The sequence below is a fragment of the Streptomyces sp. NPDC096152 genome (genome assembly GCF_044763235.1).
Taxonomy (GTDB): Bacteria; Actinomycetota; Actinomycetes; order Streptomycetales; family Streptomycetaceae; genus Streptomyces.
In genome coordinates this window covers 89,451-116,383 of sequence record NZ_JBIWFW010000009.1, presented here as the reverse complement: position 1 = coordinate 116,383, position 26,933 = coordinate 89,451, and the positions used below count along the sequence as shown (strand labels likewise).

Genomic DNA, 26,933 nt, shown 5'->3' with positions numbered 1-26,933 from the left:
CGTGCTCAGCCTCCCAAGCCGAGGTCGAAGACGATCCGGGCCTTGACCTCGCCGCGCAGCACCTCGTCCATGGCCTCGTTGACGGCGGTGAGCGGACGGGTCTCGTGGATGACCCTGGTGCGGCCCGCGGCGTGCAGCCGGAAGACCTCGGCGAGGTCCTGCCGGGTGCCGACGACGGACCCGATCACCGAGGTGCCGTTGAGGACGGTGTCGAAGATCGGGACCCGGATCGTGCCGTGGGCCGGCAGAGCCACCATGACCAGCTTGCCGCCGCGCCGCAACCCGGAGTTGACCGCCGTGAAGGCCGTCTCGTCCACCGCGAGCGCGATCGCGGCGTGGGCGCCGCCGTGCCGCTTCAGCTCCTGGGCGACGTCCTGGGTGCGGGCGTCGATCACGAGGTCGGCGCCGAGTTCCGCCGCGAGTTCCAGCTTGTCGTCGGTGACGTCGATCGCGGCGACCCGGGCTCCGGCGATCTTCGCGTACTGCACCGCCAGGTGGCCGAGCCCGCCCACGCCCGAGATCGCCACCAGCCGGGCCGGCGCGGCGCCCGCGACCTTCAGGGCCTTGTACGTGGTGACGCCGGCGCAGGTCAGCGGGGCGGCGTCGAGGGCCGAGACGCCTTCGGGGACCGGCTGGGCGAAGTCGGCCCAGGCCAGCATCCTCTCCGCGTAGCCCCCGTCGCAGCCGTAGCCGGTGTTGACCTGCTCCTCGCACAGCGTCTCCCAGCCGGCCAGGCAGTGCTCGCAGCGTCCGCAGGCGCGGCCGAGCCAGGGCACGGCCACGCGCCGCCCGACCGACAGATGGGTGACGCCCTCGCCGAGCTTCTCCACGAGGCCGACGCCCTCGTGGCCGGGCACGAAGGGCGGGTTCGGCTTCACCGGCCAGTCGCCGCGGGCGGCGTGGATGTCGGTGTGGCACAGCCCGCAGGCCTCCACGCGGACGCGGACCTGGCCGGGTCCGGGCTCGGGGTCCGGCCGTTCCTCGACGACCAGGGGGGCACCGAAGGTCCGTACGACCGCTGCCTTCATGGTTGCGCTCCTCGGGGGTCAGTGGTGTGCGACGACCGCGACGGGCGCGACGGCGTGGTGCAGGACGGCGTGGGTGATGTGGCCGATGTGGGTGCCGATCGGGCTACGGCGGACGCGCCGGCCCACGACGACCAGCGAGGCGTCCCGGGAGGCGCCGATCAGCTGCTCCACGGCGCTGCCGAGGTGGGACTCCTCGGTGACCTCGACGTCCGGGAACTTCGTGCGCCAGGGGGCGACCAGCTCGGTCAGGGCGGCGGCCTCGGTCCGCTCCAGGGTCCGCACGTCGGGCTCGGGGGCCAGGCTGACGCCGTAGTACGGGGGCAGGCTCCAGCCGTGCACGATCCGCAGGGACGTGCCGCGGCGCGCGGCCGCGTCGAAGGCGAAGGCGAGCAGCGCCTCGCTGGTGTTCGCGGGGTCCAGGCCGAGCACGACGGGCCGGAAGGGGGCCGCCGCGGACGGTATCCCGGCGGGGTCCGGCCGGTGCTCGTCCGCCGCCTGCTCCCCGGCGCGGACCAGGACCACGGGACGCTCGACGTGCGCCACGACGGCCAGGCCGACGGAGCCGACCATGAAGCCGCCGAAGCCGCTCAGGCCGCGCGAGCCGAGGACGAGCAGTTCGGCGTCGCCGGCCGCCGCGCACAGCGCCTCGGCGGGACGGCCGGTCATCTGCTCGGTGAGCACCTCGACTCCGGGGTGCCGCAGCCGCAGTCCTTCGGCGGCCTCGCGGGGGACCCGCTCGCTCCAGTGCTGGAGCGTCTCCGCGCCGGGCAGCGGCGCCTGAGCCATGGGGTCGGGGACCGGTTCCCAGACGTGGACGAGCTTCACGGGCAGTCCCCGCAGCTTCGCCTCGCGGGCCGCCCATTCGGCGGCGGCCCGGCTCTCGGCGGAGCCGTCGAGACCTACGGTGACGGTGGACGGCATGGTCTGCACCTCCTGGCAGCGAGTGATCCACCAAGAGCATCGTGGGCGGCGGTCGCGGCGGGCAGGGGCCGCTGGTCCCGCCTCCGGGCCGACCGACCCCATCGCCGGGCCGCGCGGCGGGGCCGTGGGACCCTCGGGCGGACGGCCGCTCCCCGCCGGGCCGCGGGGCGGTGGCCATGGGGGCCGAACAGCCCCTGCGGCAGGGCCCGTTCGGGGGGTGCGCGGACCGCGGCGGACGGGTCAAGGTGCGGCTCTCGCGGTCCGTCGGGCCCGGGAGGATCCTGGGACCGGAGGGTGGAGGCGGCGCATGACGGAGCACGCGGGCGGGCGCGGGGCGTGGTGGGGCCGGCCACTGCCCGGCCTCCGCACCCTGCTGGGCTACCGGCGTTCCTGGCTGCGGGGCGATCTGCTGGCGGGGGTCACGGTGGCCGCGTACCTGGTGCCGCAGGTGATGGCGTACGCGGGCGTGGCGGGCCTGCCGCCGGTCGCCGGGCTGTGGGCGATCCTGCCCGCCCTGGGGCTGTACGCGCTGCTGGGTTCCTCGCGTCTGCTGTCGGTGGGCCCCGAGTCGACGACCGCGCTGATGACGGCGACCGTCGTCGCCCCGCTCGCCGCCGGCGACCCCGCGCGGTACGCCGCGCTGGCGGCGGCGCTCGCGGCCACCGTCGGGCTGCTGTGCGTGGTGGCGCGGCTGGTACGGCTGGGCTTCCTGGCGGACCTGCTGTCGCGTCCGGTGCTGATCGGCTATCTGGCGGGCGTGGCGCTGATCATGGCCGTGGACCAGCTGCCCAGGCTGACCGGGGTGCCGGTGACGGGGGCGGACTTCTTCACGCAGCTGTGGTCGTTCCTGCGGCACCTCGGGCAGGCGCAGGGGCCCACGGTGCTCCTCGCCGCCGCGGCGCTGGCGTTCCTCTTCGCGGCGGCGCGGTACGGGCGTGCCGTGCCCGGACCGCTGCTCGCCGTGGTCCTCGGCACGGCGGCCGTGGCCGCCTTCGACCTGGACGGCCGGTACGGCGTCGCGGTGATCGGCGAGGTGCCGGCCGGGCTGCCGGGCCTCGCCCTGCCGCGGCCGGGCGACCTCGCGCACCTGGTGCTGCCCGCGCTCGGCGTGCTCATCGTGGCGTACACCGACTTCGTGCTCACCGCGCGGGCGTTCGCGGGGCGCGACGACCGGCCCGGCCTCGACGCCGACCGGGAGTTCCTCGCCCTGGGCGCGGCCAACCTGGGCGCAGGCGTCCTGCACGGGTTTCCGGTGAGCAGCAGTGCCAGCCGCACCGCCCTGGCCGCCACGACGGGCGCCCGGTCCCAGGCCTACGCCCTGTTCGCCGGGGCGGCGGTGCTGGCCGTGCTGCTCTTCCTCAGCCCGCTGCTGGCCCGCACGCCCTCCGCCGTGCTCGGCGCGCTGGTCGTCTACGCCGCCACCCGCATGGTCGACCTGGCGGGCTTCCGCCGGCTGGCGTCCTTCCGGCGCCGGGAGCTGCTGCTGGCCCTCGGCTGCCTGGCCGGCGTCCTCGCCCTGGACATCCTCTACGGCGTGCTGGTGGCCGTCGGCCTGTCGGTGGCGGAGCTGCTGACCAGGGTGGCCCGTCCGCACGACGCGGTGGAAGGGCTGGTGCCCGGCCTGGCGGGGATGCACGACGTCGACGACTACCCCGAGGCCCGCGCGGTCCCGGGCCTGCTCGTCTACCGCTACGACTCGCCGCTGTTCTTCGCCAACGCCGAGGACTTCCACCGCCGTGCCCTGGCGGCCGTCGACACGCAGCCCACGCCGGTGCGCTGGTTCCTGCTCAACACCGAGGCCAATGTCGAGGTCGACATCACCGCGCTCGACGCGGTCGACGCGCTGCGCCGCGAACTCGCCGAGCGCGGCATCGTCTTCGCCCTGGCCCGGGTCAAGCAGGACCTGCTCGACGACCTGTCGGCCTACGGGCTGACCGCCTCGGTCGGCACGGACCTGATCTTCCCGACCCTGCCCACCGCCGTCGCCGCATACCAGCGCTGGGCCGCCGGCCGGCCGGACCGGCCGGAGTGAGCCGGGCCCGTCGGCACCGCGACGGCAGGACGGGGCGGGACGGGTGGGGACCGGTTGGGGCCGCACGGCCCCTCGTGGGCCGGTCCCGGGCGCTGCCAGGCTGGCACGGTCACCGACCGGCCGCGCGGACGGCAGGTCCGAGGCGGGAGGAGATCCCGATGAGCACCGCCATTCTCGACGTGCCCACCCTGGAGCGGCTGATCGCCGCCGCCGTGGCCGCGCCCTCCGTCCACAACACCCAGCCCTGGCGCTTCCGGCTCGATCCGGACACCGGCACGCTGGAGATCCGCGCCGCCGCGGAGCGGGGGCTGCGCCACATCGACCCGACCGGGCGGGCGCTGCACCTGTCCGTGGGCTGCGCCGTCCTCAACCTGCGGGTGGCGGTCGCCCACTTCGGCTGGGAGCCGGTCACCCGGCTGCTGCCGCGCCCCGACCGGCCCGACCTCCTCGCCACCGTACGACTGGCCGGCTCCGCCCCGACGGCCGCCGTGCCGGGCCTGTACGAGGCGCTGTGGCGCCGGCACAGCAGCCGGTTCCCCTTCTCCGGCCGGCCGCTGCCCCCGGCCCTGCGCGCCGAGCTGGCGGAGGCCGCCCTGGCGGAGGGGGCGGTCCTGGACCTGCTCGAGCCGGACGACACCGAGCGGGTGCTGCGGGTCACCCGGGAGGCGGAGCAGCGCAACACCGCCGACGCCGACCGGGCGGCCGAGAGCCGCCACTGGGTGCGCGAGCCGCGGCCCGCGGCCCTCGGTGTGCCGCCGGCGGCCCTGGGCCCGCAGGACTTCCGCGACCGGGTCCCGATGCGGGACTTCGGCGCCCACCGGCATCCGGCCGTGCTGGCGGCCCGCCCGTACGAGACCCGGCCGCTGATCGCCCTGCTGTCCACCGCGCACGACCGGCGCACCGACTGGCTGCGGGCCGGTCAGGCGCTGGAGCGCGTCCTGCTGGTGGCCACCGCCCACGGCGTACGGACCTCGCTGCTGCACCAGGCGCTGGAATGGCCCGACCTGCGCGAGCGGCTGGAGTGGTCCCGCACGGGCGGCGGGCGCGGCCACGCGCAGATGGTGCTCCGGCTGGGCTACGGCCCCGACGGCCCCCCGTCGCCGCGCCGCACGGCCCGGGAGGTGCTCGCGGAGGAGGAGTGAGCCGCCCCCGCCACGTCCCCCGCTCCCCCTCCGCCACCGTCCTCCCGCCCACGTGACGCGCCATCGGTGCCGGGTCCGCCGAGTGATCGCAGCGGTCCGCGGCCGGTCGCGCCCGGTGCCGGTTGCATAAGGCAACTGCCACCGCGCGGACAGTAGGGGACATGTCGGTGCGGGCCTCCCAGGGGTGCGTTGAGATGGCCGGAATTCACCTCAAGAGGCAGGCGGGACGGACTTGAGCACATCTGTTGACGGGACGACACGGCCGGCGCACTCCGCGGCCGTCGACGGATGCCCCTGCGGCACGCGACTCCCGGACGTCGGACCGTCGGCCGCCGAGAAAAGGTTCCGCGGGCTGCTGGAGGCAGCGCCGGACGCGATGGTCATCGTCGACGACACCGGCACCATCAGACTGGTCAACGCCCAGACCGAGGCCCTGTTCGGCTACCGCCGCGAGGAACTGCTCGGCCGCCCGGTCGAGTTGCTCGTGCCCCACCGCTTCCGCGCCCAGCACACCCGCCACCGCGACGGATACGCCGCCAACCGGCAGGTGCGCCCCATGGGAGCCGGCCTGGAACTGCACGGGCTGCGCAAGAACGGCACCGAGTTCCCCGTCGAGATCAGTCTCAGCCCCATGGAGACCACCGACGGACTGCTGGTGTCCGCGGCGGTCCGGGACGTCAGCGACCGCAAGGCGGCCGAGGCCCGCATCAACGAACTCGCCGCGCTGGTCGAGTCGTCGCAGGACGCCATTCTCGCCAAGACGCTCGACGGGTTCATCACCTACTGGAACGCCGCCGCCGCGCGACTGTACGGATACACCGCCGAGGAGGCGATCGGCCGGCACGTGTCGCTGCTCGCACCGACCGAACTGCAGGACGAGGTCAACGCGTTGCTGCAACGGCTGCGGCACGGCGAGAAGGTGGAGCACTTCGAGACCCTGCGGGTGTGCAAGAACGGCTCCTTCCTGGACGTCGACGTCACCCTGTGGCCGACCCGGGACGCCCGCGGCCGGGTCGTCGGCGCGTGCGCCATCGTCCGGGACATCAGCGACCGCAAGCGCGCGGAGGCCGAGCTCACGGCCCTGCTGGAGCAGCAGCGCCACATCGCACTCACCCTGCAGCGCAGCCTGATGGGGACACCGCCCGCGCTGCCCGGCCTGGCCACCGCCAGCCGCTACCGGCCCGCCACCCAGGGCGCGGGCGTCGGCGGCGACTGGTTCGACCTGATCCCGCTGGGCGCCGGACGGGTCGGCGTCCTCATAGGAGACGTCATGGGCCGCGGCCTGGAGGCGGCCGCCGTCATGGGCCAGTTGCGCTCGGCCGCGCACGCGCTCGCCAAGACCGGGATGCAGCCCCGTCAGCTGATGCAGGCGCTGGACACGGTGGTCGCCGACCTGGACGTGCCGGACCAGCTCGTCACGTGCTGCTACCTGGTCATCGCCCCGGACGCCGGGAACGTGACCGTCTGCTCGGCCGGCCACCTGCCGACCCTGGTCGTCGGCCCGCACCTGGGCGTCGGCACGCTGCCCGCGCCGGTCAACGCCCCGCTCGGGGTGGGCAACGTCCTCTACGAGCAGTCCTGCACCGACATCGTGCCCGGTGCCACGCTCGTGCTCTACACCGACGGCCTGATCGAGACCCCGGGCAGCGACATCGAGGTCCGGCTCGCCGAACTCACCGCCGTCCTGGAGAAGTTCTTCACCGATTCCACCGAGCTGGAGGCCGCGGCCGACCACGTCCTCAGTACCCTGCTGCCGGACAGCGAGAGCCACAACGACGACGTGACCCTCCTGCTGGCCCAGCTCCCGGCCGCTCCGCTGGCCGCCCTCACCGCGGACCTGACCGCCACCCCGGCCTCCGTGCGCGAGGGACGGGCCTTCCTCGACCGGGCGCTCACCTCCTGGGACTGCGGCGCCACCGCCGACGACGCCCGGCTGCTGCTCTCGGAGACGCTCACCAACGCCGTCCAGCACGCCGAGGGGCCCATCGGCCTGCGCCTGTGCCGGACCACGACGGACCTGACGGTCGAGGTCAGCGACCACAGCCCGCACCTGCCCCAGCCCCGCCTCGCCGCCCAGGACGAGGAGTCCGGCCGCGGGCTGCTCCTGGTGCGCACCCTGGCCGAGAGCTGGGGCGTGCGGCCGACCGACGAGGGCAAGACCACGTGGTTCACGCTGAAGCTGTGAGCGCGGCTCGGGAGCGCCCGCGGGGCCCGTGAACGGACCCGTCATGTCGCCGTGTCGACGAATCGTCACGCCGCACGGACTCCCGCTCGCGGCGGCGGGCGCCGCCGGCGCCCGTCCACGCGCCGGGCCCGCGCGGCCGGCCCCCTGCGACGCCCGCCGCGTCGCCACCGGCCGTACGCGGGCCCGGCACCGGGGCGGGCACGACCGCACTCCGCCCCTTCCCGAGGAGCCGCCGTGGCGGCGGGCGCCGGCCCCCACACCGGCACCCGCCCGTGGGACGCGCCCCGCCGCCTCCGGGCCCGGGCGGCAGCGGGGACGGCGGCACGGCGCGACCGCCCGCAGGCGGACCGCGCCGCCCGGCGTCTCACGGGCTCGGCTCCCATGCTCGTGCCGCACACCGACGAGAAGCAGGGGCCGAACGGCTCCCCGCCCGGACCGACCGTCCCGCACCCCGGCCACATCCCCCGCGGGCCGGCGCACACCACGCGTGCCTCCCCCCACCACCGCCGTGGACCGATCGGCCCTTCCCCCGCGCGAGCGGGACCGTGAGGCTGGGAGGGATCCGGGAGCACGGTGCGCCCCTCCGGACGGGCACGGGCAGGTGAGCGGCATGTCGGACGTGACGACCACGGACCTGTACGAGGTGACGATGGCCCTGTCCTACCTGCGCGAGGGCATGGACCGGCCCGCCACGTTCAGCCTCTTCGCCCGTGCCCTCCCGCCCGAGCGGGGCTTCCTGGTGAGCGCGGGCCTGGAACCGGCCCTGGACTACCTGTCGGCCTTCCGCGTCACCGACGACGACGTCCGCGACTTCGCGACCGCCCTGCACCGCCCGGAAAGCGACCTCGCCGCCCTGCGCGACCTGCGGTTCTCCGGGCAGGTGCGCGCCGTGCCCGAGGGCCGGGCGGTGTTCGCGGGCGAGCCGCTGATGGAGGTCACGGCCCCCATCGCCGAGGCGCAACTGGTGGAGACCTTCCTGCTCAACCAGGTCAGCCACCAGACGAGCATCGCCTCCAAGGCCGTGCGCTGCGTCCGGGCCGCCGCCGGACACCCCGTCATCGACTTCTCCCTGCGCCGCACCCACGGCACCTCCGCCGGAATGCAGGCCGCCCGGGTCGGCGCCCTGACCGGGTTCGCCGGCACCAGCAACGTCGCCGCCGCGGTCCGCTGGGGCCTGCGCGCCTCCGGCACGATGGCCCACTCCTACGTAGAGGCGTTCCCGGACGAGGAGAGCGCCTTCCGCGCGTTCGCCCGCGCCCATCCGGGCCCCGTCACCTTCCTGGTCGACACCTACGACACGGTGCACGGCGTCCGGACGGCGGCGCGGGTGCTGCGGGACCTCGCCAGGGGGCCCGGCTGTGCCATCCGCCTGGACAGCGGCGACCTCGGGGACCTCGCCCGGCGCTCCCGGCGGGTGCTGGACGACGCGGGACTGCCGGAGGTACGCGTCATCGCCAGCGGCGGCCTGGACGAGTACGCCGTGGACGACCTGGTGCGCTCCGGGGCACCCATCGACGTGTACGCGGTCGGCACCCGCGTCGGCACCTCGGCGGACGCGCCCTACCTGGACTCCGCGTACAAACTCGTGGAGTACGACGGGCACCCGGTGATGAAGCTGTCCTCGGCCAAGGTCACCGCGCCCGGCCGCAAGCAGATCCACCGCCGCCCCGGGCGGCCCGATGTGATCGCCCTGCTGGACGAGCCGGCTCCCGACGGTGCGGAGGCCCTGCTGCGCACGGTCATGCGGGACGGACGCCGCACCGGCCCGCCCGACACCCTCGACGCGGCACACGGGCGGCTGGCGGCCGACCTGGCCGCGCTGCCCGAGGACGCGCTGAAGGTCCGCGCCCCGCGCGCTCCCCGGCCGGAGGCCTCCGCCCGGCTGGCCCGCACCACCGCGGAACTCCGCGCGCGCCTGGCGGCCGGGCACGGCGTCTCCCCTCCGCTGGCCGGATCCGCCCGCTGACCGGGCGGCGGCAGGACGTCCCGGCTGGCACAGTCCGGCGCGGCCGGGCAGCGTGGACGTAGCGACGCGGACGTGGAGACGTGGACGTAGCGACAGGGACTGCTGAGTGAGGTGGCCATGGAACCCTCTGAACCGCGACTGCGGGTGATCGTGGGTGTGGACGGCTCGCCGTCGTCGTACGCGGCACTGCGCTGGGCGGCCCGGTACGCGGGCATGGTCGGCGGTCTCGTCGAGGCGATCCATGTCTGGGACACACCCTCCTCGGTCGGCTGGAGCGGACCGGCGATCGACCCCGACTTCGACCTGGAGCAGGCGCGGGAGCGCTTCACGGAGGAGATCCGCAGCGTCTTCCCCGACGAGCACCCGGCCGGGTTGAAGGAGCACCTCGTCGAGGGCGACCCGTCGGAGGTGCTGGTCCGGGCCTCGGAGGGGGCGGAACTCCTGGTGGTGGGCAACCGCGGGCACGGGCGCTTCCACCGCGCGATGCTGGGCTCGGTCAGCCAGCGCTGCGCGCAGCACGCGGCCTGCCCGGTCGTCGTGGTCCACCGGGAGCACGAGGAGAAGCGCTGATCCGGCGGTCACCCGGACGGCGGATCACTGGAAGGCCGCGTGGATCTCGTGCTCGTCGGCGCTGTGCGAGACGAGCAGGAGCTCGTCGCCCGGCTCCAGCCGCATCGACGGGCTGGGCGCGGTCGGGTTGCCGCCGCGCACGACGGTCGCCACGAGTGTGCCCTCCGGCAGGGCGATGTCGCCCAGGGTGCGGCCGGCCGCCTTCGACCGGGTGGTGATCGCGGTCTCGATGATCCCGACGCCCGCGGTGCTCAGCCGCAGCAGGGCGACGGTGTCCGCGGCACCCGTCGCCTCCTCGATCAGGGAGACGAGCGGCGTGGCCGCCGGGACGGCGATGTCCACACCCCAGCGGTGGTCGAACAGCCAGGCGTTCTCGTCGTCGTTGACCCGCGCGACCACCCGCGGCGCGGCGAACCGCCGCTTGGCGAGCAGGCTGATGACGAGGTTGTCCTCGTCGCGTCCGGTGGCGACGACCACCAGGTCGGCGCGCGCCACGCCGGCCCGCTCCTGGACGGCCGCCTCCCCTGCGTCCCCGACGAGGAGGTGGGCGTCGCACTGCCCGCGCAGCGCCTCGACGCGGTCCTCGTCGGCGTCGACCAGAGTCACGTGGTTGCCCGCCGCCGAGAGGACCTGGGCGACCCGGGTGCCCAGCCGGCCGGCGCCGGCGATGAGTACGTTCAAGTGCCCAGCTCCTTGTCCAGGAAGCCGCGCAGCCGGCGCAGGGCCCGCGCGGCGACGGCGAAGGTGACCACGTCCTGGGGGGCGGCGGTGGTGACCAGGTGGGGGATGTGGGACCGCCCGTCGCGGGTCACCTCCACCACCCGGATCTCCCCGTCGACCTCGAACTCCGTGAGCTTCCGCCCGGCGAGGTAGCCGGGGAGGGTGGAGCGGACGAGGAGGGTCTCGCCGTTGCCGAAGGTGATGTCGGGGACGAGGTGGCGGTGGAGCAGCATCTGGTGGATGCGGTTGACCGACCAGGTGACGTCGCAGACGGTCGGGATGCCGAAGCCGTCGTAGAGACCGGCGTGTCGGGGCTCGTGCACCCGGGCGAGGACGATGGGGACGCGGAAGGTCTCCTTGGCGGTCCGGGCGACGACCAGGTTGCTGTAGTCGCCGGAGGTGACGGCCACGAGCGCGTCGCTGTGGCCGATGCCCGCCTCCTCCAGCACGCTGCGGCTGAAGCCGTTGCCGACGTGGAACCGGCCCGGGAAGCCGGGCGGGAGACGGCGGCCGGCGGTCCGGTCGCGGTCGATCACTCGGATGTCGTGGTTCTCCCTGACCAGCTGGGCGGCCAGGACGGATCCCACGCGTCCGCATCCGGCGACGACGATTCTCATCGCGGGTCTCCTTCCGGTTTCATCGCGCGTCCGTGCCCCGCCTCGTCGCGCACGTCGCCTTCCGGCCTCATCGCGATTCTCCTTCCGGTCGCGGCGCGCGCCTGCGCAGCCGCGCCTTGCGCACCTCGTCGGCGAGCAGGGGCAGGACACCGACGGCGGCGAGGAGGGCCCAGTCGCCGGCCGTCAGCGCGGCGGTGTGGAACACGGCCTGCAGCAGGGGCAGATAGCTGATCGCGGCCATGATCCCGAGCCCGAGGAGGCCGGCGGCGATCAGCCACGGGTTGCCGAGCAGGCCCGCGCGGAAGACGCTCTCGCGCTCGGTGCGGACGGCCAGCGCGTTGAAGAACTGGCTGACGACGATGCCCGCCTGGACCATGGTGATCGCCTCACGGTAGACGGGGTTGTCGGCGGTGAAGTCGGCGTAGGGGATGCCGGAGTCGTGGATGTGCCAGAAGAACACCGCGCAGACGCCGAGCGCCTGGATGCCGCCGAGGAACAGGATGCGGCGCACGACGGCCCGGGAGAACAGCGGTTCGGTCCGCGGCCGCGGCGGCTGGTCCATCACGTCGGACTCGGGCGGTTCGGCGCCGAGGGCGAGGGCGGGCATCACGTCCGAGCCCAGGTCGATCGCGAGGACCTGCACCGCGGTGATCGGCACCAGCGGGAAGCCGGCGAAGGTGGCGGCGAGGATGGGCGCCAGCTCGCCGATGTTGTGGCTGAAGAGGTAGACGAGGAACTTCCGGATGTTCTGGTAGACGGAGCGGCCCAGGCGCACGGCGACGGCGATGGAGCCGAAGGAGTCGTCCAGGAGCACCATCTCCGCGGCCTCGCGGGCGACGTCGGTGCCGGAGGCGCCCATCGCCACGCCGATGTCGGCGTGCTTGAGGGCCGGGGCGTCGTTGGCACCGTCGCCGGTGACGGCGACGACCTCGCCGCGCCGCTGGAAGGCGGTGACCACCCGCATCTTGTGCTCGGGGCTCACCCGGCACAGCAGCAGTTCGCCGGCGCCCGCCAGCAGCCGGTCCAGCGCCGTGTCGTCCAGGGCGTCCAGTTCCGCGCCGGTGGCCACGGTGGGCGCGGCGGACCGGACGATGCCGACGCGGCGGGCCACCGCCTCGGCCGTCAGGGGGTGGTCGCCGGTGACCATCACGATCCGGATGCCCGCCCGGTGGCAGGCGTCGACGGCCTCGTACACCTCCGGCCGGGGCGGGTCCTGCATTCCGGCCAGCCCGAGCAGGGTGAGGTCCGACTCGTCCTCGTCGCGTGTCCCGGGCGGGCCGGTGACCTCGCGTGCGGCGACGGCGAGGACCCGCAGGCCCTGCGCGGCCAGTGCGTCGGCCTCGGCCGTGACGCGCCGGCGCTCGGGGTCCGTGAGGGTCACGGCCGTACCGGTGCGGTCCAGCCGGGTGCAGCGGGCGAGGACCTCGGACGGGGCGCCCTTGACCCGCACCCGCCGGGTGCCGTCCTCGTCGTGCACGGTGCTCATCAGCTTGCGCACGGAGTCGAAGGGGTGTTCGGCGATGCGCGGTGCCTTCGCCTCCTCGGCCGCCGGGTCCAGTCCGGCCTTGGCGGCGGCCACCAGCAGCGCGCCCTCGGTGGTGTCGCCGAGGACCCGCCAGTGGCCCGCGCCGGTGGGCGCCACGAGGCGGGCGTCGCAGCACAGGGCGGCCGAACGGAGCAGTTCCCGCACCCCGTCGGGGTCGTCGACCCGCCCGTTCGGCTCGTAGCCCACCCCGGTGACGGTGTGCTCGCCGTCCGCGGCCCAGATCCGTACGACGGTCATCTCCGCCTGGGTGAGCGTGCCGGTCTTGTCGGTGCACACCACGGTGGTCGAGCCCAGCGCCTCCACGGCGAGCAGTTTCTTGACCAGGGCGTGGTGGCGGGCCATGCGCCGCACGCCGAGGGCCAGGGAGACCGAGAGGGTCGCGGGCAGGCCCTCCGGCACCAGCGCGACCATCACACCGAGCGCGAAGACGAACGAGGGAACCAGGCCCTGGCCGGTGGGCAGCCGGATCGCGAACAGGGCCGCGCCGATCGCAAGGGCGGTGCCCGCGACCCGGCGGGCCATGACCGCCACCTGCCGCTGCAGCGGTGTCTTCTGGCGGGGTGCCGCCGCGGTGAGCCGGAAGATCCGGCCGAACTCGGTGGCCTGGCCGGTGGCGAAGACGACCGCGCGGGCGGTGCCGGTGATGACGTCGGTGCCCATGAACACGCAGTCGCGGGCCCGCAGGACCTCCTCGGCCGTGTCGGGTCCCGCCGTGCGGCGTACGGGGTCGCTCTCGCCGGTGATGGCCGCGTTGCTGACCGTGAGGTCGTGGGCCTCGACCACCCGGCAATCGGCCGCCACGGTGTCCCCCGCCTCCAGCGCCACCAGATCGCCCGGTACGAGGTCGCGGACCGGCACCTCCTGCAGGGCGCCGTCCCGCAGCACCCGGCACCGGTGCGGCACCATCGCCTGAAGCGTCTGGGCGGTGCGCTCCGCGGAGTACTCCTGGGCGAACCCGATCGCGGCGTTGAGCACCACCACGCACAGGATCGCCACGGCGAGCTGCAGGGTGCCCGGCGCGCGCGGGTCCTGCAGGGCGTAGGCGAGGAAGGTGATCCCGGAGGCGACGATCAGCACGACCGCGAACAGATCGGTGAACTGGGCCGCCAGCTGCCGCCAGACGGCGGGGCCGTGGGCGGCGGGCAGCTCGTTGGGTCCCTGGTCCAGCAGCCGTTGCCGCGCCGTCGCCGAGGCCAGTCCGCGGGGCGAGGCGTCCAGCGCGGCGAAGACGTCGGCGACGGCGAGGGTGTGGACGGGCCGCCGGGGGGACGGCGGCGGTGCGGCGGGAGCCAGGGCCCCGCCGGCCGGACCGCCCTCCCCGGTGGGTGCCGACCGGTCCGCTCGGGCGCGCAGCGCCTTCACGGGGTCTCGCCGGGTTCGGCACCGCCCTGGTCGAGCCGGAACGGCGGGTAGGCGTCGGTCATCAGGCCGGCGTAGACGGCGACGCGCAGCACCCACCGGTTCATGCCGACGACGAGGTCGAACAGGCCGCGCGGGTAGATTCCTGCGAACAGCAGGCAGAAGCCCGCGAAGACGGCGAGCAGGGCGATCAGCCCGCCGTCCCACCAGCCCAGGCGCAGGCCGCCCAGGAAGAAGGCGACGACCACGTAGTGGGGCAGCGCCAGCAGCCACCACTTCACCAGCACCAGGCCGCGCGAGAGCCGTTCCGGGTACGCGATGGTCAGGCGGGCCGGGTAGGAGGGCTCCTCGCCGAGGCTGAACGGCGGATAGCGGTCGGTGGCCAGGGCGCCGTAGGAGTAGTACGTCACCCGCCAAGACCAGCGCAGCACACCGGCGTTGAAGTCGAACAGCGGCCGGGGAAAGCGCTCGGTGAACAGGATCGCGAGGCCTGCGACGACGCTGACGAGGACGAAGGCGATCCACAGGAAGGCCAGCACGATGTAGTGCGGGAGGGCCAGCAGCCACTTCACCAGCCACAGCCGGCGCGACAGCGGCGCGTCGAGTTCCGCGTGCACGCGGACCGGGCGACCCGCCGGGAAAGCCGCCGGGTGGCCGCTCACGCCCGGCTCCGCTCCGGGGCCGGAGCCGGGGCCGTCGCCGTCTCGTCCGCGCCGCGCGCGATCTCCAGGCTGGTCTCCGGGACCTGCGCGAGCGTGTTGCTCACCGTGCAGTGGGAGACCACCGCGCGGAACGCGGGCAACCGGTCCTCGGGCAGGGCCGGAGCGTGCACGGTCAGCGTGAGGCCGGCGACGCGGGCCGGCCGGTCGTCGGCCATGCGGAAGCGGGCGTCCACGCGCAGCCCCTCACGGCTGATGCCGTGCCGGTCCAGGAAGCGTCCGGCGTAGTGGGCGACGCAGGAGGCGACGGACGCCACGAACAGTTCGACGGGGGTGGGCGCGGTGTCCTTGCCGCCGTCCGGCTGCGGCTGGTCGACCGTGAGGACGTGGCCGCGGACGCCGATCTCGTACGCGTCGCCCGCCACGGGCCGCACCTCGACCTGCCCGGGCGGGCCGCCGGGCGCGGGCTCCACGGCGGCGGCCTGGTAGAGCAGCATGCCCGCCAGGCGCCTGGCCTCCTCCGGCGTCAGCGACGCCCACAGCTCGCCCTTGTCCTGCGGGGTGCAGGAGGTCTCCAGGACGACCCGGTCCATGGAGGCGGGCAGTCCGGGCGGGACGAAGCGGGTCACGTCGATGGTGCGGCCGCAGCGCGTTCGGATGGTCATCTCGGCTCCCTGCCGGTCGAGCCGGCCGTCGTGGCCGGCTGGTGCCGCCGGGCGCCCCGGTCGGGGGCGGCCCGTGCGGTACGGGTACGGGGTGGCTCGACGTCGAGGTCGGCGCCGCCGTAGGCGAAGGTGAGGGCCGGGTGGACCGCCACCACTCCGGGGACCGACCGGCACAGGCGTACGACGACGGGCAGGTCGGTGGCGGCGTCGAGCCGGCCGGTCAGGGTGACGACGCCCTCGTCGACCCGGACCCGGACGCGTCCGGGGTCGAGGCGCAGGGTGTGCTCCAGGACGTCGTGGCGGATCTCGTCGGCGAGGGCGGCGTCGCCGCGCAGGTAGGGCCGCAGCAGGTCGCGGCCGCTGACGAGGCCGGCGAGCCGCCCGTCGGGCCCGACGACGGGCAGCCGTCGCACCCCGTGGCGCTCCATCGTCCGGGCCGCCTCGGCAATGCTCCACCCGGGGCGTGCCGTGACGGCGGGCGAGGTCATGAGGGCGGCGGCGGTCTCGGCGCCCACCCGCTCCGGGTCGGGCACGACGAGACCGCGGCCCGCCTCGTGGCGCAGCAGGTCCGACGCGGAGACCACGCCGAGGGGGCGCCCCTCGGGGTCGACGACGGGCAGCGCCGTCACCCGGTGGCGGTCCAGGGTCCGCGCGACCTCCTTGAAGGTGCAGCCTGGCCGCACGCCGACCACCTCGCGGGTCATGACGTCGCCGACCGTGGAGTACCGCATGAAGTCCTCGGTTTCGCCGGTGGCAGGACCGGACGCCCCACCACCCCCAGTCGACCGCCGGCCGCCGGGCGCCGTCTGGGGCCGAACAGTCCACCCGCCCCCGCGAAGGTCCCTCGGGCCCGGCCCGGGGCGCCGGTGGCGTTCACCGCCGCTGCGGGGACTCCGTGGCGGCCCAGCGGCGGCGGACCGACTCCTCGTGCTCGGCCTGCTCCAGCGCCTGGTCGGCGGCGGCCAGTTCGGCGGTGAGCCGGGGAATCCAGTGGCGGCGCAGGGCGCGCACCCGCTGCCGGGTCCGGGTGGCCTCCTCGGTCAGCAGCGCGGCGGCGGTTCGGGCCACGGCGTACTCCGCTCCGGCGCCGACGGCGTCACGGTAGGCGGCCTCGGCGTGCACCAGTGCGGTGGTGCGCGCCAGGGCCTCGCCGGGATCCCTGGCCGGGGGCGTCCAGTGGCTGCCGTCGGGGTGGCGGACGCCCATCAGGGCCGCCCACCGGACGTCGAGCGTCCCCGGTGCGGCCGGCGCCGCCTCGGCCACGGCACCCTCGCCGGCGATCACCACTCCCTTCAGCAGCCACTCCTCCGCCTCGGCGGTCAGCGCGCGCCACCGTTCCTCGGCGGCCCGCGCCGTGTCCTCCAGCGCGCGCAGGCGGTCCAGGAGCAGGCGCAGCTTCCGCTCCAGCAGGTCCGCGCCGCGCTGAGCGGCGTCCAGCCGCCTGCGCAGCCTCAGCCGCCCGGCCCGCCCGGGAGGCTGCCGCGACCGGGCGCTCACGCCCCGGCCTCCGCACCGCCCGAACGGTCTTCTCCTGAGCCGGTCCCGGGGCCGTCCGAACGACCCGCCTGCCGCCCGGCATTCGCACCGCCCCAACGGTCCTCGCGCGGCCCGGCCTGCGCCCCGGCCTCCGCCCCGCCCGAACGGCCCGCCCGCCGCTCGGCGTCCGCACCGCCCGAACGGCCCGCTCGCGAGCCGGTCTCAGGGCCGTCCGAACGGCCCGCCCGCGACCGGGCATCCATGCCCTCCGCGCCCTCCGCGCCGTCCGCCCCCGGTCCCGCCGAGCCCGTCGCCGTGCCGCCCGCGACCGCGCCCCCGGGCGGGTTCGCGGGCGCGGCCGGGTCCGTCGCGTCGGGTCGCGGAGCCGTCCCCGCCGGGTGCTGGGCCGTACCGGCCGGTGGCGGGGCCGTGCCGTGCAGGCGCTGGTGGAGCAGGTCCGCGGGGAGCATGGCGAGCTGGCCCGGGGGGAGGCGGAGCAGGACCTGCCAGGCGCGTTCGAGTGCTTCGGTGAACGGGCGGTTCTCGTCGGAGCGCTGGGCGACGAAGTCCCGCAGGAAGGCGTCCTCCATGTCGAGGTGGCGGCGGTCCGTCGCGCTGAGCGCGGACTGCCCGATCAGGTCGGCCAGTTCGCGGACCTGCCGGGCGCGCGCCAGCGCGGCGATCAGCTGGGCGGCGACCGCCGGGTGGTCCGCCCGGGTGCGGCCCGCCCCGGCGCCCGAGCGCAGCAGCCGGGACAGCGACGACAGGGGGTCCACGGGCGGGAAGACCCCCTGGGCGTGGACGGCGGGCGACAGCACGATCTGGCCCTCCGTGATGTAGCCGGTGAGGTCGGGCACCGGGTGGGTGATGTCCCCGGCCGGCATGGTCAGCACCGGCAGCACGGTCACGGATCCGGGGCGGCCGCGGATCCTGCCGCAGCGCTCGTAGAGGGAGGCGAAGTCGCTGTAGAGGTAGCCCGGGTAGGCCCGCCGGGCGGGGATCTCGCCGCGGGAGGCGGAGACCTCGCGCAGCGCCTCCGCGTAGGCGGTCATGTCGCCCATCACCACCAGGACGTGACGGCCCTCGCCGAAGGCCAGGTACTCGGCCACCGTCAGCGCGATCCGGGGGGTCAGCAGCCGCTCGATCACCGGGTCGTCCGCGGTGTTGAGGAACAGCGCCAGCTCACCCGCTGCGGCACGCTCGCCGAGCCCCTCGCGCACCGCCAGGGCCTCGGCGTGGGTGAGCCCCATGCCGGCGAAGACGACGCTGAACGGCTCGCCCGCGCACGAGGCCTGCGCGGCGATCTGCACGGCCAGGTCCAGATGCGGCAGACCCGCCGACGAGAACACCGGGAGCTTCTGGCCGCGCACCAGCGTGGTGAGTACGTCGATGGCGCCGATCCCGGTCAGCACGGGCTCGGCGGGCGGCTCGCGCCGTACCGGGTTGATCGGCGCGCCCGCGACCTCGGCGGTGCGTGGGCCGAAGACGGGCGGCCCGCCGTCGACCGGCTCCCCGCGCCCGTTGCACGTCCGCCCGAGCCAGCCGGGCCCGACGGGGACGCGCAGCGGCGCGCCGGTGAACGCCACCCGGGTGCGGCGGGGGTCCATCCCGGCGGTGCCCTCCAGTGCCTGTACGACGGCCAGGTCCCGGTCGACCTCCAGCACGAGCCCGTGGCGCAGCTCGCCGTCCGCCAGGCGGATCAGGGCGAACTCGTCCCAGCCGACGCCCGCCACGCCGTCGACCAGGACCAGCGGCCCGCGCAGCTCGCGTACGGCGGTGTACTCGACCTCTGTCACGGCACCTCCTCCAGCCGGGCCAGCACGGTGTCCCGGGCGGCGCCGATGCCCGCGGTGTCTCTCGGGCCGGCCTCCTCGCGCACCCGCAGCAGCGGTGTGAAGTCGACCTCCTCCACGGCGCCGGCGCGGGCCGCGGTGTCCGCCGTCCGCGCGCAGCTCTCGGCCACCGCCAGTACCGCGTCGGCGAGGGCGGCCGTCCGGGCGGGCGAGCAGTAGGCGTCCGCCGGGGACAGCGCGCTCTGCTGGAGCAGCCCCTCGCGCACCAGGCGCCCGGCGAGCACGCTCATCCGTTCGGCCGGGGGCAGGGCCGTGATGCCGACGAGTTCGACGAGGTCGGCGAGCCGGTCCGCCTCCGCCAGCAGGCGGGCCACGCGTTTTCGGCGCTCGGCCCAGTCGGGGTCGGCCTCCCCGGCGGGGCCGCGGGCGAGGGTGGCCGTGTCCCGGGAGAAGGAGTCCGCCCAGGAGACCGCCGGGTAGTGCCGGGCGTAGGCGAGGTCGCGGTCCAGGGCCCACAGGCAGCGCACGAAGCGTTCGGTGTGGGCGGTGACGGGCTCGGTGAAGTCCCCGCCGGGCGGCGAGACGGCGCCGAGCAGGGTGACCGACCCGGTGGTGCCGCCGAGGGTCCGCACCGCCGCGGCCCGCTCGTAGAAGGCCGCCAGCCGGGAGGCGAGGCCGGCCGGGTAGCCCTCCTCGGCCGGGAGCTCCCCCATGCGGGCGGCGAACTCGCGCAGCGCCTCGGCCCAGCGGGAGGTGGAGTCGGCGATCACCACCACGTCGAGTCCCATGTCGCGGAAGTACTCGGCGACGGTGGCGGCGGTGTGCACGCCGGCCTCGCGGGCCATCATCGGCATGTCGGAGGTGTTGGCGAGGATGACGGTGCGGTCGGCCAGCCGGCCGCCGGTGCGCGGGTCCTCCAGCCGGGACAGCTCGGCGATCACCTCGGCCATCTCGTTGCCGCGTTCGCCGCATCCGACGTAGACGATCACGTCCGCGTCGCACCACTTGGCGATCTGCTGGAGCAGCATCGTCTTGCCGGTGCCGAAGCCGCCGGGGACGGCGACGGTGCTGCCGCGCGCCACGGGGAAGAGCAGGTCGATGACGCGCTGGCCGGTGATCAGCGCGGTGGTCGCCGCGAGGCGCTCCCGCACGGGCCGCGGCGCGCGCACGCCGCAGGGTTCGGCGAGCCGTACGGGGGTGCCGCCGACGACGGCCAGCACGTCCTCCTCGCCGTACCGCCCGGCGGGCGCGAGGTCCGCGACGGTGCCGGAGCAGCCCGCGGGGACCAGGATCCGCAGGCCGCGGCCGGGACCGCCCGGCACGTCGCCGAGGACGTCGCCGGGAGCCACCCGCCGTCCTTCGGCCGCGCGGGGGGTGAAGGGCCAGGTGCGGCCGGCGTCGGCGGTCCGGGCGGCCGGAGCGGCGAGCAGCCGGTCGCCGGCGGCGGAGAGCGGGCGCAACAGGCCGTCGAAGACGCCGCCGAGCAGGCCGGGCCCGAGCCGTACGGTGAGCGGGCGGCCCTGCGGCCGGGCGGGGTGACCGGGGGCCAGTCCGCCGGTGTAGGCGTAGGCCTGGGCGGTGGCGAGGTCTTCCTTGATGGCGACGACCTCGGCGGGCAGCCGGGCCTCGCCCAGGAGGACCAGGTCGTGCATGGCGATCCCGGGGACGTAGCCGAACTGGACCAGCGGTCCGGCCACCCGGACCACCGAGGACGCTGGAGCGGGTCCCTCCGTCACGGCGTCCACAGCTCCTGGACCCGGGAGCCGAAGCGGTCGAGCGCGCGTCCGGCGAGGGCGGCCGGGGTCAGGTCGAGCCGGCGTCCGGGCACCTCGGCGACGATCCCGCCGTCCGCGCCGGGGCGGACGACTGCGTCGGCGCCGAGCGTGTCGCGGGCCCGCCGGGTGAGCGCGTCGAGCAGGTCGTCGCGGTCCCCCGCCGCCGTCCGTACGCCGTCGGCGACCTGCCGCCGGAACTCCTCGTACGCCTCGCGGCGGGCGGCCAGTCGGGCCCGCGCGGCGTCGTGGCGGGCGTGGACGAGTTCCCGGGCCGCGGCGGCGACGCCGTCCCGGCGGCCGTCCGCGCGGGCCCGGGTCAGGATGGCGTCGGCCCGCGCGCGGGCGGCCTCCAGGGTGGCCTGCGCCTCGGTCCGAGCGCGGGCCAGCGCGACCTCGCGGGCCTCGCGGGCCTCGGCGAGCAGGGCCTCGCGGACCGGTTCCAGGCCGTCGTCGGCGCGGGCGCGCGGCGCGGTCATACCGGCAGCACCACCGTCAGCGGGGTCTGCGTGTCGATCCGGGCGCCCAGCGCCTCGGCCGCCCGGGGGGTGAGGACGACCAGGGCGACCTCCGGGGACAGTCCCTGCCAGGCCTCTCTCGCCGCCTCGGGCCCCTCGGCCGCGTGCACGGCCACTCCGGCGAGGGCCAGCCCGCAGACGCGGTCCCGCTCTCCGATGGCGGCCACCGTCGACATCGTTCAGGCCTTTCCGATGAGCAGGATCGCGACGACCAGGCCGTAGACGGCGATCCCCTCGGCCAGGCCGACGATCACCATGGCCCGGCCGAACAGCTCGGGCCGCTCGCTGAGGGCCGCGAGGGCCGCGGCCCCGGTGTAGGCGACGGCGGCGGCCGCCCCGATCGACGCTCCTCCCACCGCGATGGCGGCCGCGATCAGGGCGGTGCCGTTGGAGCCGTCCGCGCCCGCGGTGCCGGCGGCCTGGGCGGCCGAGGACAGCGTGGTCAGCACCAGCAGGAGGGCGCCGCCGAGGAGCACGGCGTCGGCGGCGAGGATCCACCTCAGGGCCTGCCGGGGCCGCCGTCGCGCGAGGGTGCGCACGGCGGCGAGGACCGCGCCGACGAGGGGCAGGACGATCATCCAGGTGAGCATGCGGCCACCTCCGGATCGGTGCCGGCCGGCACCGGGCCGGCCGGCTGGACGTACCAGGGACGGAACGGCCGGCCCTGGAAGTCGAAGAGCCGGGAGAAGAGTTCGTAGTACTCCAGCCTCAGCGCCTGCACGCCGGCCACCAGGGCCTCCAGTGCGAAGGTGACGGCGGTTCCCACCACGAGGACGGCGGCGGCGCCGGCGAGCGCGGCGCCGCCGTGCCGGGCCAGTCCGGCGGTGCCCCGCCAGACGACGTCGGCCAGGGCGGCGTGCGTGAGCCCGAAGGCGGCCAGCCGGGCGAAGGAGAGCGTGTTGGTGCCGACACGGACGACCACGTCGAGCAGGCGTACGGCCGTCTCGGTGCCGCCTTCCAGGCCGCCCGCCGTGGTGCGGAAGATGCCGACCGCGGTGAGTCCGAGCCCCAGCACGGCGACCGACGCGCCCGCGGTGGCGGGCGCCGTGCGGTGCGTGGCGAGCGCCAGTACGGCGAGCGCGAGCCCGAGGTGGACGGCGAGCCCGGCGCAGCCCGTCGACGCGTACACGGCCCGGCCCGGCCCCTGTTCGCGCCACCGGTTGACGGCGCCCGCCCCGTGGGCCAGTGCCAGCAGCAGGGCGCCGAACCCCACGGCGGCGATCAGCAGCCGCTCCGGGTCCTCCAGCGGGTTCAGCCACAGCACCGGCAGGAGGTGGGTGGGGCCGAAGAACTCCCCGTAGGCGAAGCCCGCCAGGATGCCGCACACCCCGGCGCCCACGAGGAACGGCCAGGCCGCGCGGACACCGGCCAGGCGCCGGGGCGCCCGGCGCCACAGCAGCAGGCCCGTCAGCACCAGGAGGGCCCCGTGGCCGACGTCGCCGAACATGATCCCGAACATCACCACGTACGCGATCCCGGCCGGCCAGGACGGGTCGAGGTCGGCGTACGGGACGGTGCCGTACGCCGACACCAGCGGGGTGAAGGACGCGCTGCGGGGCGTTCGCGCGCCGCGCAGCAGGGTGGGCGGCTCCACACCCCGGGGGCGGCGCAGGCGTACGAGGGCGGCGCCGGTGCCCCGCAGCCGGTCGGCCGTCCCTGCCACGGCGCCGGACGGGCACCAGCCGGGCAGCGCCGTGACCTCGCCCTGCCGGACGGCGCTGCGGGCACGTTCCTCCAGTTCGGCCTCGCCCTTGAGCAGGGCCGGGGCGGTCACCGATACGGGCTCGTCCGGGCCGGGAGGTTCCGGGGCCAGCAGCGGCGGGCCGGGATGGCCGCCGGCCGCCTGGAGGCGGCGCGCGGCCGGCCCGGGTTCCAGCCCCTCCGCCACGTCCAGTTCCACGCAGCCCGCCTCGGCCACCCGCAGCAGGGCGTCGCGCAGCCCGGCGCGCGGGACCACGACGGCCACGCGGCGCATCCGGACCGGCAGCAGGGTCTCAGACCAGGGCATCGAGCACCTCCGGCCGTGCGCCGCCGCGCGCCGCCAGCGCGAGCGCGGCCCGTACCGCCCAGGCGTCCGCGGAGAGCACGGCGATCGCGCCGACGACGGCCGTGGCGTCGTGCCGCACCGTGTGCGCCATGCTCCGGCCGTCCGCCTCCAGCGTGTGCCACCAGCGCAGTTCGGCCCGCCAGAGGTCCGCCGGGGTGTCGACGCCGGCCACGACCCAGGCGGCCGCGGGCGGCAGGGCGTGGCGGAAGTCGGCCCAGGTGGCCGCGTTCACGGCCCGTGCGCCCAGGACGGCCGTGGCGCCGCGGCGGGCGCCGGCGCCCGGTGCACGCCCGTGCACGAAGCGTTCCCGGGCGGTGAGCAGGGCGGCCCGGCCGGCCGCCCAGCGGCGGGCGCCGGGGACGGCCGCGGCGGTGTGCAGCGCGGCCGTCAGCCGCATCGAGGTCAGGATCGCGGCGGGTGTCTCGTCCCCGGGGTCGCCCCAGGAGGAGGCCGTGAGCGCGGCCCGCAGCGCGCCCGGCGTGCCCGCCTGCGACAGACCGCGCCACGCGGTGGCCAGGGCGCCCAGGTCGTAGGGCGGCGCGACGGGGGTCACCGCGTACGCCGGCCGGGTGGTGCCCGGCTCCTGGGGCGCGGTGCCCGCACCATCGGCCGGTTCCGCGTACGGGGGTTCCACGGAGGCCGGTTCGCCACTCGCCGGTTCGCCGCTCGCCGGTTCGCCGCTCGCCGGTTCGCCGCTCGCCGGACGGCCGGTCGCCGGACGGCGGGCCGCCGGTTCGCCGTCGGTCGCTTTTCCGCGTGCCGGACCCGCGCGCGGCGCTTTCGCGTGCGGTGGCTCGGTGGGGGGTGGCGTGGTGGGCGCCGGAGCGGGGGCCGCCGGAGGTGGGCGCAGGCGGGCCGCGACGTTGGCGATCTCGAAGCCCGCGGCGAGCGGACGCAGCATCGTCACCCCGCCACGGGGCAGCCACCCGGCGAGCACCCGCAGATGCCACAGCAGGGTGGCCGCCACGGCCCGCTGGGCCGCGGGCAGCGAGGTGGCGGCCCGCACTCGGGAGTGGTAGGGAGTGCCCGCCAGCAGCCGCAGCGCCTCGTCGAGGCCGGACGTGCCGGCGAGCTCCCGGGCGCCGTCCAGGCCGGCGCAGCGGGAGGCGAGGGCTCGGGCCCTGATCGCTGCCGCCACCCACCCGGCGCTCATCCGGGTCCCCCGCCGTCGGCCGGTACGCGCAGGGCGTCGCGGACGACCCGCGCCACCAGCGCGGGCGTCCTGTCCTCGGCCCGGCGCCGCAGCGCGTCCGCCGCCGCGGCGCCGTCCCGGCGGATGCGGTCCGCCTCCTCGGTGACGGCGCCGCGTCCGGCGGCGAACCCGGCCGCGCGGGCCCCGGCCCGTCCGTCGAGGGCACCGGTCACGATCTCCTCGGCCCGCTCCCGGGCCTGACGGCGCACCGCGTCGGCGTCCCGCCGTCCCGCGCGGCGGATCTCGTCCGCCTCCTCCTGCGCGGCGGCGAGCAGCGCGAACAGCGGCCGCACCTCCGTCGCACGTTCCGCGGCGCGGTCGGCGGGCACACCGACGGCCGCCGCTCCGGCCGTGCCGACGCGACGGAAGCGTGTGAGGAAGTCGAGGAAGTCACGGAATCGCAGCACCATGTTCTCCGGGCCTCTCCGGACCCTCTCCGGATCCTCTCCGGGCCTCTCCGGACCCTCTCCGGCTTCTCCGGATCCTCTCCGGGGGGCTTCATGCTTCAGTCTCAGCCTCCACCCGCCCCCTGTCCTGCGTTGAGGGCTGGCGTGCCTCCATCGGTGGACCGTCCGGCCCTAGGCGGCCGGCACCCGGCGGCCCGACTTTGGTGAGGGGGACACGACGAGTGCGGGGGGACGGAGAAGACTGCGGGAGGCTGGAGTGAACGAGCACGAGGCGTACTCCACCGGAGCCGAGGCGCGTCACGGTGTGCCCGGCAGGCCGCCCGGGCCGGCGGAGGCCGTCCACGAGGAGATGCTGCTGCGCTACCTGGGCGCGATGGCGGCCGTGTCGTCGAAGCAGGCCGCCCACCACGGTCCCCCGGGATACGGAGGGGCGGAGCGACCCGAGCCCCCCGCCGCGGCTCCCGCCCGGGAGGCGGCCGGAGCCGGGACCGACGCACCGTCACCGGTCACGGCCGGGGCCGGACCGACGCGCGCCGCGACGACCGCGCCGTTGCAGGTGCGCGACGTGATGCAGGTGCCCGCCCCGTCCGTGCCCTGGGACCTGCCGTTCTCGGACGTCGCGCGGATCCTCGCGCGCGAGGGCGTCGGTTCCGTGGCCGTCGTGGACGCGCACGACCGGGTCGTCGGGGTGGTGTCCGAGTCCGATCTGCTGGCGAAGGTCGCCGTCGAGGCGCAGGGGCACCGTCCCGGGCCGCTGCGCCGCATCAGGGAGCGCAGGCTCCTGGAGAAGGCGCGCGGCGACACCGCCGAGGTGCTGATGACGAGCCCGGCGATCACCGTCCTGCCGGGTGCGTCCGTCGCGGAGGCGGCGTGGCTGGCGGCGCTGTCGCGGCTGAAGCGGGTGCCCGTCACCGACCACGAAGGACGCCTGGTGGGGACGGTCCACCGCAACGCCCTGCTGCACGCCCTCATTCGGGACGACGCGGGCATCCAGAAGGACGTCCGGCATCTGGTGACCGTGGTGGCCGGGCCGGGCGCGGCCGACGCCGTGCAGGTGGGCGTCCGCGGCGGTGTGGTCGATCTCCAGGGACGGATGCCCGAGTCCGCCGCGGAGCGGCTGGTCGCGGAGGTCGAGGACATGGACGACGTGGTGGAGGTCCGCAACCATCTCGCCCCGGCCTGAGTCTCACGGGACTTGACGGGACTTGACGGACGGGGCCTGGTGGGTGGGGTCGGAACGAAACCGTTCCGACCCCACCCACCAGGCCCCGTGGCGCTCAAGCCCCGTGGCGCCCGGGCCCCTTGGACTCAGGGCCCTCGGGCTCAGGCCTCTCGAGCACCGGCGCCGGTGCTCACCGGTCGGCCGGCGTGATCCGTCGTCCCGTCAGCCGCGTGGGGCGGATCTCCACCCACAGGGTGCGCCCGCCGCCGGCCCAGGGGTCGGAGTGGGCCCGCTGCTCCAGCCGTCGTACCGCCTCGGGGTCCGTGACGGCCTGGGCCGGACCGACGGCCAGCACGCTCCAGCCCTGGCTCATGGTGTCGTCGACGTGGTCGACCTCGAAGGCGACCTCCGCGCCGACCACCGAGGCGGGGGCCGTGCCGGGGGCGGTGCGGAACACCACACCGTCGTCGACCACGTCGTAGTTGACCGGGACCACGACGGGTCCCTCCAGGGTGGTGAACGCGACGCGGCCGACCCCGTGCGACGACAGCAGGGCCCGGCACTCCCCCTCGTCGAGATCGCGCAGGCTGGGGTGGAGCAAGGCGTGTCCCTGGCCCGGTGGCCGTTCCTGGTCCCCGCCCTGGAGTTCGATCAGTGTGGTGCCCAGGGCGTCGGCCAGGCGGATGAGGGTCGCCACGTTCGGGTCCGACGGATGTGCCTCCAGGTACGCCAGGTACTGGGGCGACATCCGGGCCCGGCGGGCGGTCTCGTCCAGACTGAGCCCCTGTCGCCGGCGGGCCGCCGCCACCCGGCGGCCCACGTCCCCCGGTTGCAGGGCGTGGCCCGCGGGCTGCTCGGCGGGCGCGGCGCCCGTGTCCGGGCGGGCCGCCCCGCTCGGTGCCGGCTGTGGCTCCGGCGCCGGCGCCTCGTGTCCGAGGTGCTGGACGCGGGCGTCCGGGCCGGGGAACACCAGCGTGACCTCCCCGGTGTCCGACCAGCGCACGTCGTACGGCGGTGTCCCGTCGTCGTGGTGGAGGCCGACGATCTCGCCGTCGCGCCGGGCGGAGCCGGTGACCGCGCTTTCGACGACGAGCCGGTCGCCTAGCTGAGCATGCATGACCGGGCCTTTCTCGAGGGATCCGCTCCCCAGGATCGC

24 protein-coding genes are annotated in these 26,933 nt (G+C 76.1%); 6 read left to right on the top strand and 18 right to left on the bottom strand.

The features are described from left to right. Positions 1 to 5: 5 nt before the first annotated feature. On the bottom strand, positions 6 to 1,028 hold the full coding sequence (locus ACIQ9G_RS28685) for a zinc-dependent alcohol dehydrogenase (protein ID WP_403615117.1): 1,023 nt from the start codon (positions 1,026 to 1,028) through the stop codon (positions 6 to 8). A gap of 18 nt (positions 1,029 to 1,046) precedes the next feature. Then, positions 1,047 to 1,949 (bottom strand): universal stress protein, encoded by a 903-nt coding sequence (locus ACIQ9G_RS28680; protein WP_403615115.1) that lies wholly within the window; start codon positions 1,947 to 1,949, stop codon positions 1,047 to 1,049. A 307-nt stretch (positions 1,950 to 2,256) separates the two neighbouring features. Here ACIQ9G_RS28680 and ACIQ9G_RS28675 point away from each other — a divergent pair, with 307 nt between their 5' ends. The 5 genes from ACIQ9G_RS28675 to ACIQ9G_RS28655 all read left to right on the top strand — a co-directional run bounded on the left by ACIQ9G_RS28675 (position 2,257) and on the right by ACIQ9G_RS28655 (position 9,844). Then, positions 2,257 to 3,981 (top strand): SulP family inorganic anion transporter, encoded by a 1,725-nt coding sequence (locus ACIQ9G_RS28675; RefSeq protein ID WP_403615112.1) that lies wholly within the window; start codon positions 2,257 to 2,259, stop codon positions 3,979 to 3,981. Between the two features lie 158 nt (positions 3,982 to 4,139). Further along, positions 4,140 to 5,123: an Acg family FMN-binding oxidoreductase gene (locus ACIQ9G_RS28670; RefSeq protein WP_403615110.1), complete on the top strand. Its 984-nt coding sequence runs from the start codon at positions 4,140 to 4,142 to the stop codon at positions 5,121 to 5,123. 232 nt (positions 5,124 to 5,355) lie between these two features. Continuing rightward, a complete protein-coding gene (locus tag ACIQ9G_RS28665) occupies positions 5,356 to 7,308 on the top strand; it encodes a PAS domain S-box protein (protein ID WP_403615108.1) in 1,953 nt (650 codons plus the stop codon). Positions 7,309 to 7,918: 610 nt separating this feature from the next. Next, on the top strand, positions 7,919 to 9,274 hold the full coding sequence (locus ACIQ9G_RS28660) for a nicotinate phosphoribosyltransferase (RefSeq protein WP_403615106.1): 1,356 nt from the start codon (positions 7,919 to 7,921) through the stop codon (positions 9,272 to 9,274). Between the two features lie 117 nt (positions 9,275 to 9,391). Continuing rightward, positions 9,392 to 9,844, top strand: a complete 453-nt coding sequence (locus ACIQ9G_RS28655) for a universal stress protein (RefSeq protein ID WP_403615103.1) — start codon at positions 9,392 to 9,394, stop codon at positions 9,842 to 9,844. Between the two features lie 24 nt (positions 9,845 to 9,868). On the opposite strand, the gene ACIQ9G_RS28650 is transcribed toward ACIQ9G_RS28655, so the two are convergent. From ACIQ9G_RS28650 to ACIQ9G_RS28580, 15 genes are all read right to left on the bottom strand, one after another. Then, complete coding sequence (locus ACIQ9G_RS28650) at positions 9,869 to 10,525, bottom strand: TrkA family potassium uptake protein (RefSeq protein ID WP_356188764.1); 657 nt, start codon at positions 10,523 to 10,525, stop codon at positions 9,869 to 9,871. Then, a complete protein-coding gene (locus tag ACIQ9G_RS28645) occupies positions 10,522 to 11,181 on the bottom strand; it encodes a potassium channel family protein (RefSeq protein WP_403615100.1) in 660 nt (219 codons plus the stop codon). The genes ACIQ9G_RS28650 and ACIQ9G_RS28645 overlap by 4 nt, the downstream gene beginning before the upstream one ends. 67 nt (positions 11,182 to 11,248) lie before the next feature. Continuing rightward, entirely contained in the window at positions 11,249 to 14,089 is a 2,841-nt protein-coding gene (locus tag ACIQ9G_RS28640; protein ID WP_403615097.1) for a cation-translocating P-type ATPase, read from the bottom strand. Further along, on the bottom strand, positions 14,086 to 14,748 hold the full coding sequence (locus ACIQ9G_RS28635; protein WP_403615094.1) for a DUF4389 domain-containing protein: 663 nt from the start codon (positions 14,746 to 14,748) through the stop codon (positions 14,086 to 14,088). Before ACIQ9G_RS28635 ends, ACIQ9G_RS28640 begins: the two co-directional genes overlap by 4 nt. Next, complete coding sequence (locus tag ACIQ9G_RS28630; RefSeq protein ID WP_403615091.1) at positions 14,745 to 15,410, bottom strand: OsmC family protein; 666 nt, start codon at positions 15,408 to 15,410, stop codon at positions 14,745 to 14,747. Before ACIQ9G_RS28630 ends, ACIQ9G_RS28635 begins: the two co-directional genes overlap by 4 nt. Then, positions 15,407 to 16,141 carry a CBS domain-containing protein gene (locus ACIQ9G_RS28625; RefSeq protein ID WP_403615089.1) on the bottom strand — a complete coding sequence of 245 codons (735 nt, stop codon included), beginning with the start codon at positions 16,139 to 16,141 and terminating at the stop codon, positions 15,407 to 15,409. The genes ACIQ9G_RS28630 and ACIQ9G_RS28625 overlap by 4 nt, the downstream gene beginning before the upstream one ends. Before the next feature lie 142 nt (positions 16,142 to 16,283). Continuing rightward, entirely contained in the window at positions 16,284 to 16,907 is a 624-nt protein-coding gene (locus ACIQ9G_RS28620) for a V-type ATP synthase subunit D (RefSeq protein ID WP_403615087.1), read from the bottom strand. Further along, the gene (locus ACIQ9G_RS28615; RefSeq protein WP_403615084.1) at positions 16,904 to 18,682 is read right to left on the bottom strand and encodes a V-type ATP synthase subunit B; all 1,779 of its coding nucleotides are present in this window, start codon (positions 18,680 to 18,682) and stop codon (positions 16,904 to 16,906) included. The genes ACIQ9G_RS28620 and ACIQ9G_RS28615 overlap by 4 nt, the downstream gene beginning before the upstream one ends. Continuing rightward, a complete protein-coding gene (locus ACIQ9G_RS28610; RefSeq protein ID WP_403615081.1) occupies positions 18,679 to 20,415 on the bottom strand; it encodes a V-type ATP synthase subunit A in 1,737 nt (578 codons plus the stop codon). Before ACIQ9G_RS28610 ends, ACIQ9G_RS28615 begins: the two co-directional genes overlap by 4 nt. Next, positions 20,412 to 20,930 carry a hypothetical protein gene (locus tag ACIQ9G_RS28605; RefSeq protein ID WP_403615079.1) on the bottom strand — a complete coding sequence of 173 codons (519 nt, stop codon included), beginning with the start codon at positions 20,928 to 20,930 and terminating at the stop codon, positions 20,412 to 20,414. The genes ACIQ9G_RS28610 and ACIQ9G_RS28605 overlap by 4 nt, the downstream gene beginning before the upstream one ends. Beyond that, positions 20,927 to 21,145, bottom strand: coding sequence for a V-type ATP synthase subunit F (locus ACIQ9G_RS28600; RefSeq protein WP_403615077.1), 219 nt, complete (start codon positions 21,143 to 21,145; stop codon positions 20,927 to 20,929). Before ACIQ9G_RS28600 ends, ACIQ9G_RS28605 begins: the two co-directional genes overlap by 4 nt. 3 nt (positions 21,146 to 21,148) lie before the next feature. Beyond that, positions 21,149 to 21,559, bottom strand: coding sequence for an ATP synthase subunit C (locus ACIQ9G_RS28595; RefSeq protein ID WP_392191300.1), 411 nt, complete (start codon positions 21,557 to 21,559; stop codon positions 21,149 to 21,151). Continuing rightward, positions 21,544 to 22,977, bottom strand: a complete 1,434-nt coding sequence (locus tag ACIQ9G_RS28590) for a V-type ATPase 116kDa subunit family protein (RefSeq protein ID WP_403615074.1) — start codon at positions 22,975 to 22,977, stop codon at positions 21,544 to 21,546. Before ACIQ9G_RS28590 ends, ACIQ9G_RS28595 begins: the two co-directional genes overlap by 16 nt. Beyond that, a complete protein-coding gene (locus tag ACIQ9G_RS28585) occupies positions 22,964 to 24,154 on the bottom strand; it encodes a hypothetical protein (RefSeq protein ID WP_403615072.1) in 1,191 nt (396 codons plus the stop codon). Before ACIQ9G_RS28585 ends, ACIQ9G_RS28590 begins: the two co-directional genes overlap by 14 nt. Positions 24,155 to 24,165: 11 nt before the next feature. After that, positions 24,166 to 24,618: a hypothetical protein gene (locus ACIQ9G_RS28580; protein ID WP_403615069.1), complete on the bottom strand. Its 453-nt coding sequence runs from the start codon at positions 24,616 to 24,618 to the stop codon at positions 24,166 to 24,168. 253 nt (positions 24,619 to 24,871) lie between these two features. On the opposite strand from ACIQ9G_RS28580, the gene ACIQ9G_RS28575 reads away from it, so the two are divergent. Further along, complete coding sequence (locus ACIQ9G_RS28575; RefSeq protein ID WP_403615067.1) at positions 24,872 to 25,798, top strand: CBS domain-containing protein; 927 nt, start codon at positions 24,872 to 24,874, stop codon at positions 25,796 to 25,798. Between the two features lie 169 nt (positions 25,799 to 25,967). Here the strand turns inward: ACIQ9G_RS28575 and ACIQ9G_RS28570 are convergent, their stop codons facing one another. Further along, positions 25,968 to 26,894, bottom strand: coding sequence for a pyridoxamine 5'-phosphate oxidase family protein (locus tag ACIQ9G_RS28570; RefSeq protein WP_403615064.1), 927 nt, complete (start codon positions 26,892 to 26,894; stop codon positions 25,968 to 25,970). Positions 26,895 to 26,933: the final 39 nt, after the last annotated feature.

Excerpts from the sequence above, each read along its gene's own strand:
- ACIQ9G_RS28570 (WP_403615064.1), bottom strand. The coding sequence starts at position 26,894 with ATGCATGCTCAGCTAGGCGACCGGCTCGTCGTCGAAAGCGCGGTCACC.
- ACIQ9G_RS28590 (WP_403615074.1), bottom strand. The coding sequence starts at position 22,977 with ATGCCCTGGTCTGAGACCCTGCTGCCGGTCCGGATGCGCCGCGTGGCC.
- ACIQ9G_RS28600 (WP_403615077.1), bottom strand. The coding sequence starts at position 21,145 with ATGTCGACGGTGGCCGCCATCGGAGAGCGGGACCGCGTCTGCGGGCTG.
- ACIQ9G_RS28685 (WP_403615117.1), bottom strand. The coding sequence starts at position 1,028 with ATGAAGGCAGCGGTCGTACGGACCTTCGGTGCCCCCCTGGTCGTCGAG.
- ACIQ9G_RS28595 (WP_392191300.1), bottom strand. The coding sequence starts at position 21,559 with ATGCTCACCTGGATGATCGTCCTGCCCCTCGTCGGCGCGGTCCTCGCC.
- ACIQ9G_RS28675 (WP_403615112.1), top strand. The coding sequence starts at position 2,257 with ATGACGGAGCACGCGGGCGGGCGCGGGGCGTGGTGGGGCCGGCCACTG.
- ACIQ9G_RS28680 (WP_403615115.1), bottom strand. The coding sequence starts at position 1,949 with ATGCCGTCCACCGTCACCGTAGGTCTCGACGGCTCCGCCGAGAGCCGG.
- ACIQ9G_RS28605 (WP_403615079.1), bottom strand. The coding sequence starts at position 20,930 with ATGACCGCGCCGCGCGCCCGCGCCGACGACGGCCTGGAACCGGTCCGC.
- ACIQ9G_RS28660 (WP_403615106.1), top strand. The coding sequence starts at position 7,919 with ATGTCGGACGTGACGACCACGGACCTGTACGAGGTGACGATGGCCCTG.
- ACIQ9G_RS28625 (WP_403615089.1), bottom strand. The coding sequence starts at position 16,141 with ATGCGGTACTCCACGGTCGGCGACGTCATGACCCGCGAGGTGGTCGGC.
- ACIQ9G_RS28645 (WP_403615100.1), bottom strand. The coding sequence starts at position 11,181 with ATGAGAATCGTCGTCGCCGGATGCGGACGCGTGGGATCCGTCCTGGCC.
- ACIQ9G_RS28580 (WP_403615069.1), bottom strand. The coding sequence starts at position 24,618 with ATGGTGCTGCGATTCCGTGACTTCCTCGACTTCCTCACACGCTTCCGT.
- ACIQ9G_RS28630 (WP_403615091.1), bottom strand. The coding sequence starts at position 15,410 with ATGACCATCCGAACGCGCTGCGGCCGCACCATCGACGTGACCCGCTTC.
- ACIQ9G_RS28655 (WP_403615103.1), top strand. The coding sequence starts at position 9,392 with ATGGAACCCTCTGAACCGCGACTGCGGGTGATCGTGGGTGTGGACGGC.
- ACIQ9G_RS28670 (WP_403615110.1), top strand. The coding sequence starts at position 4,140 with ATGAGCACCGCCATTCTCGACGTGCCCACCCTGGAGCGGCTGATCGCC.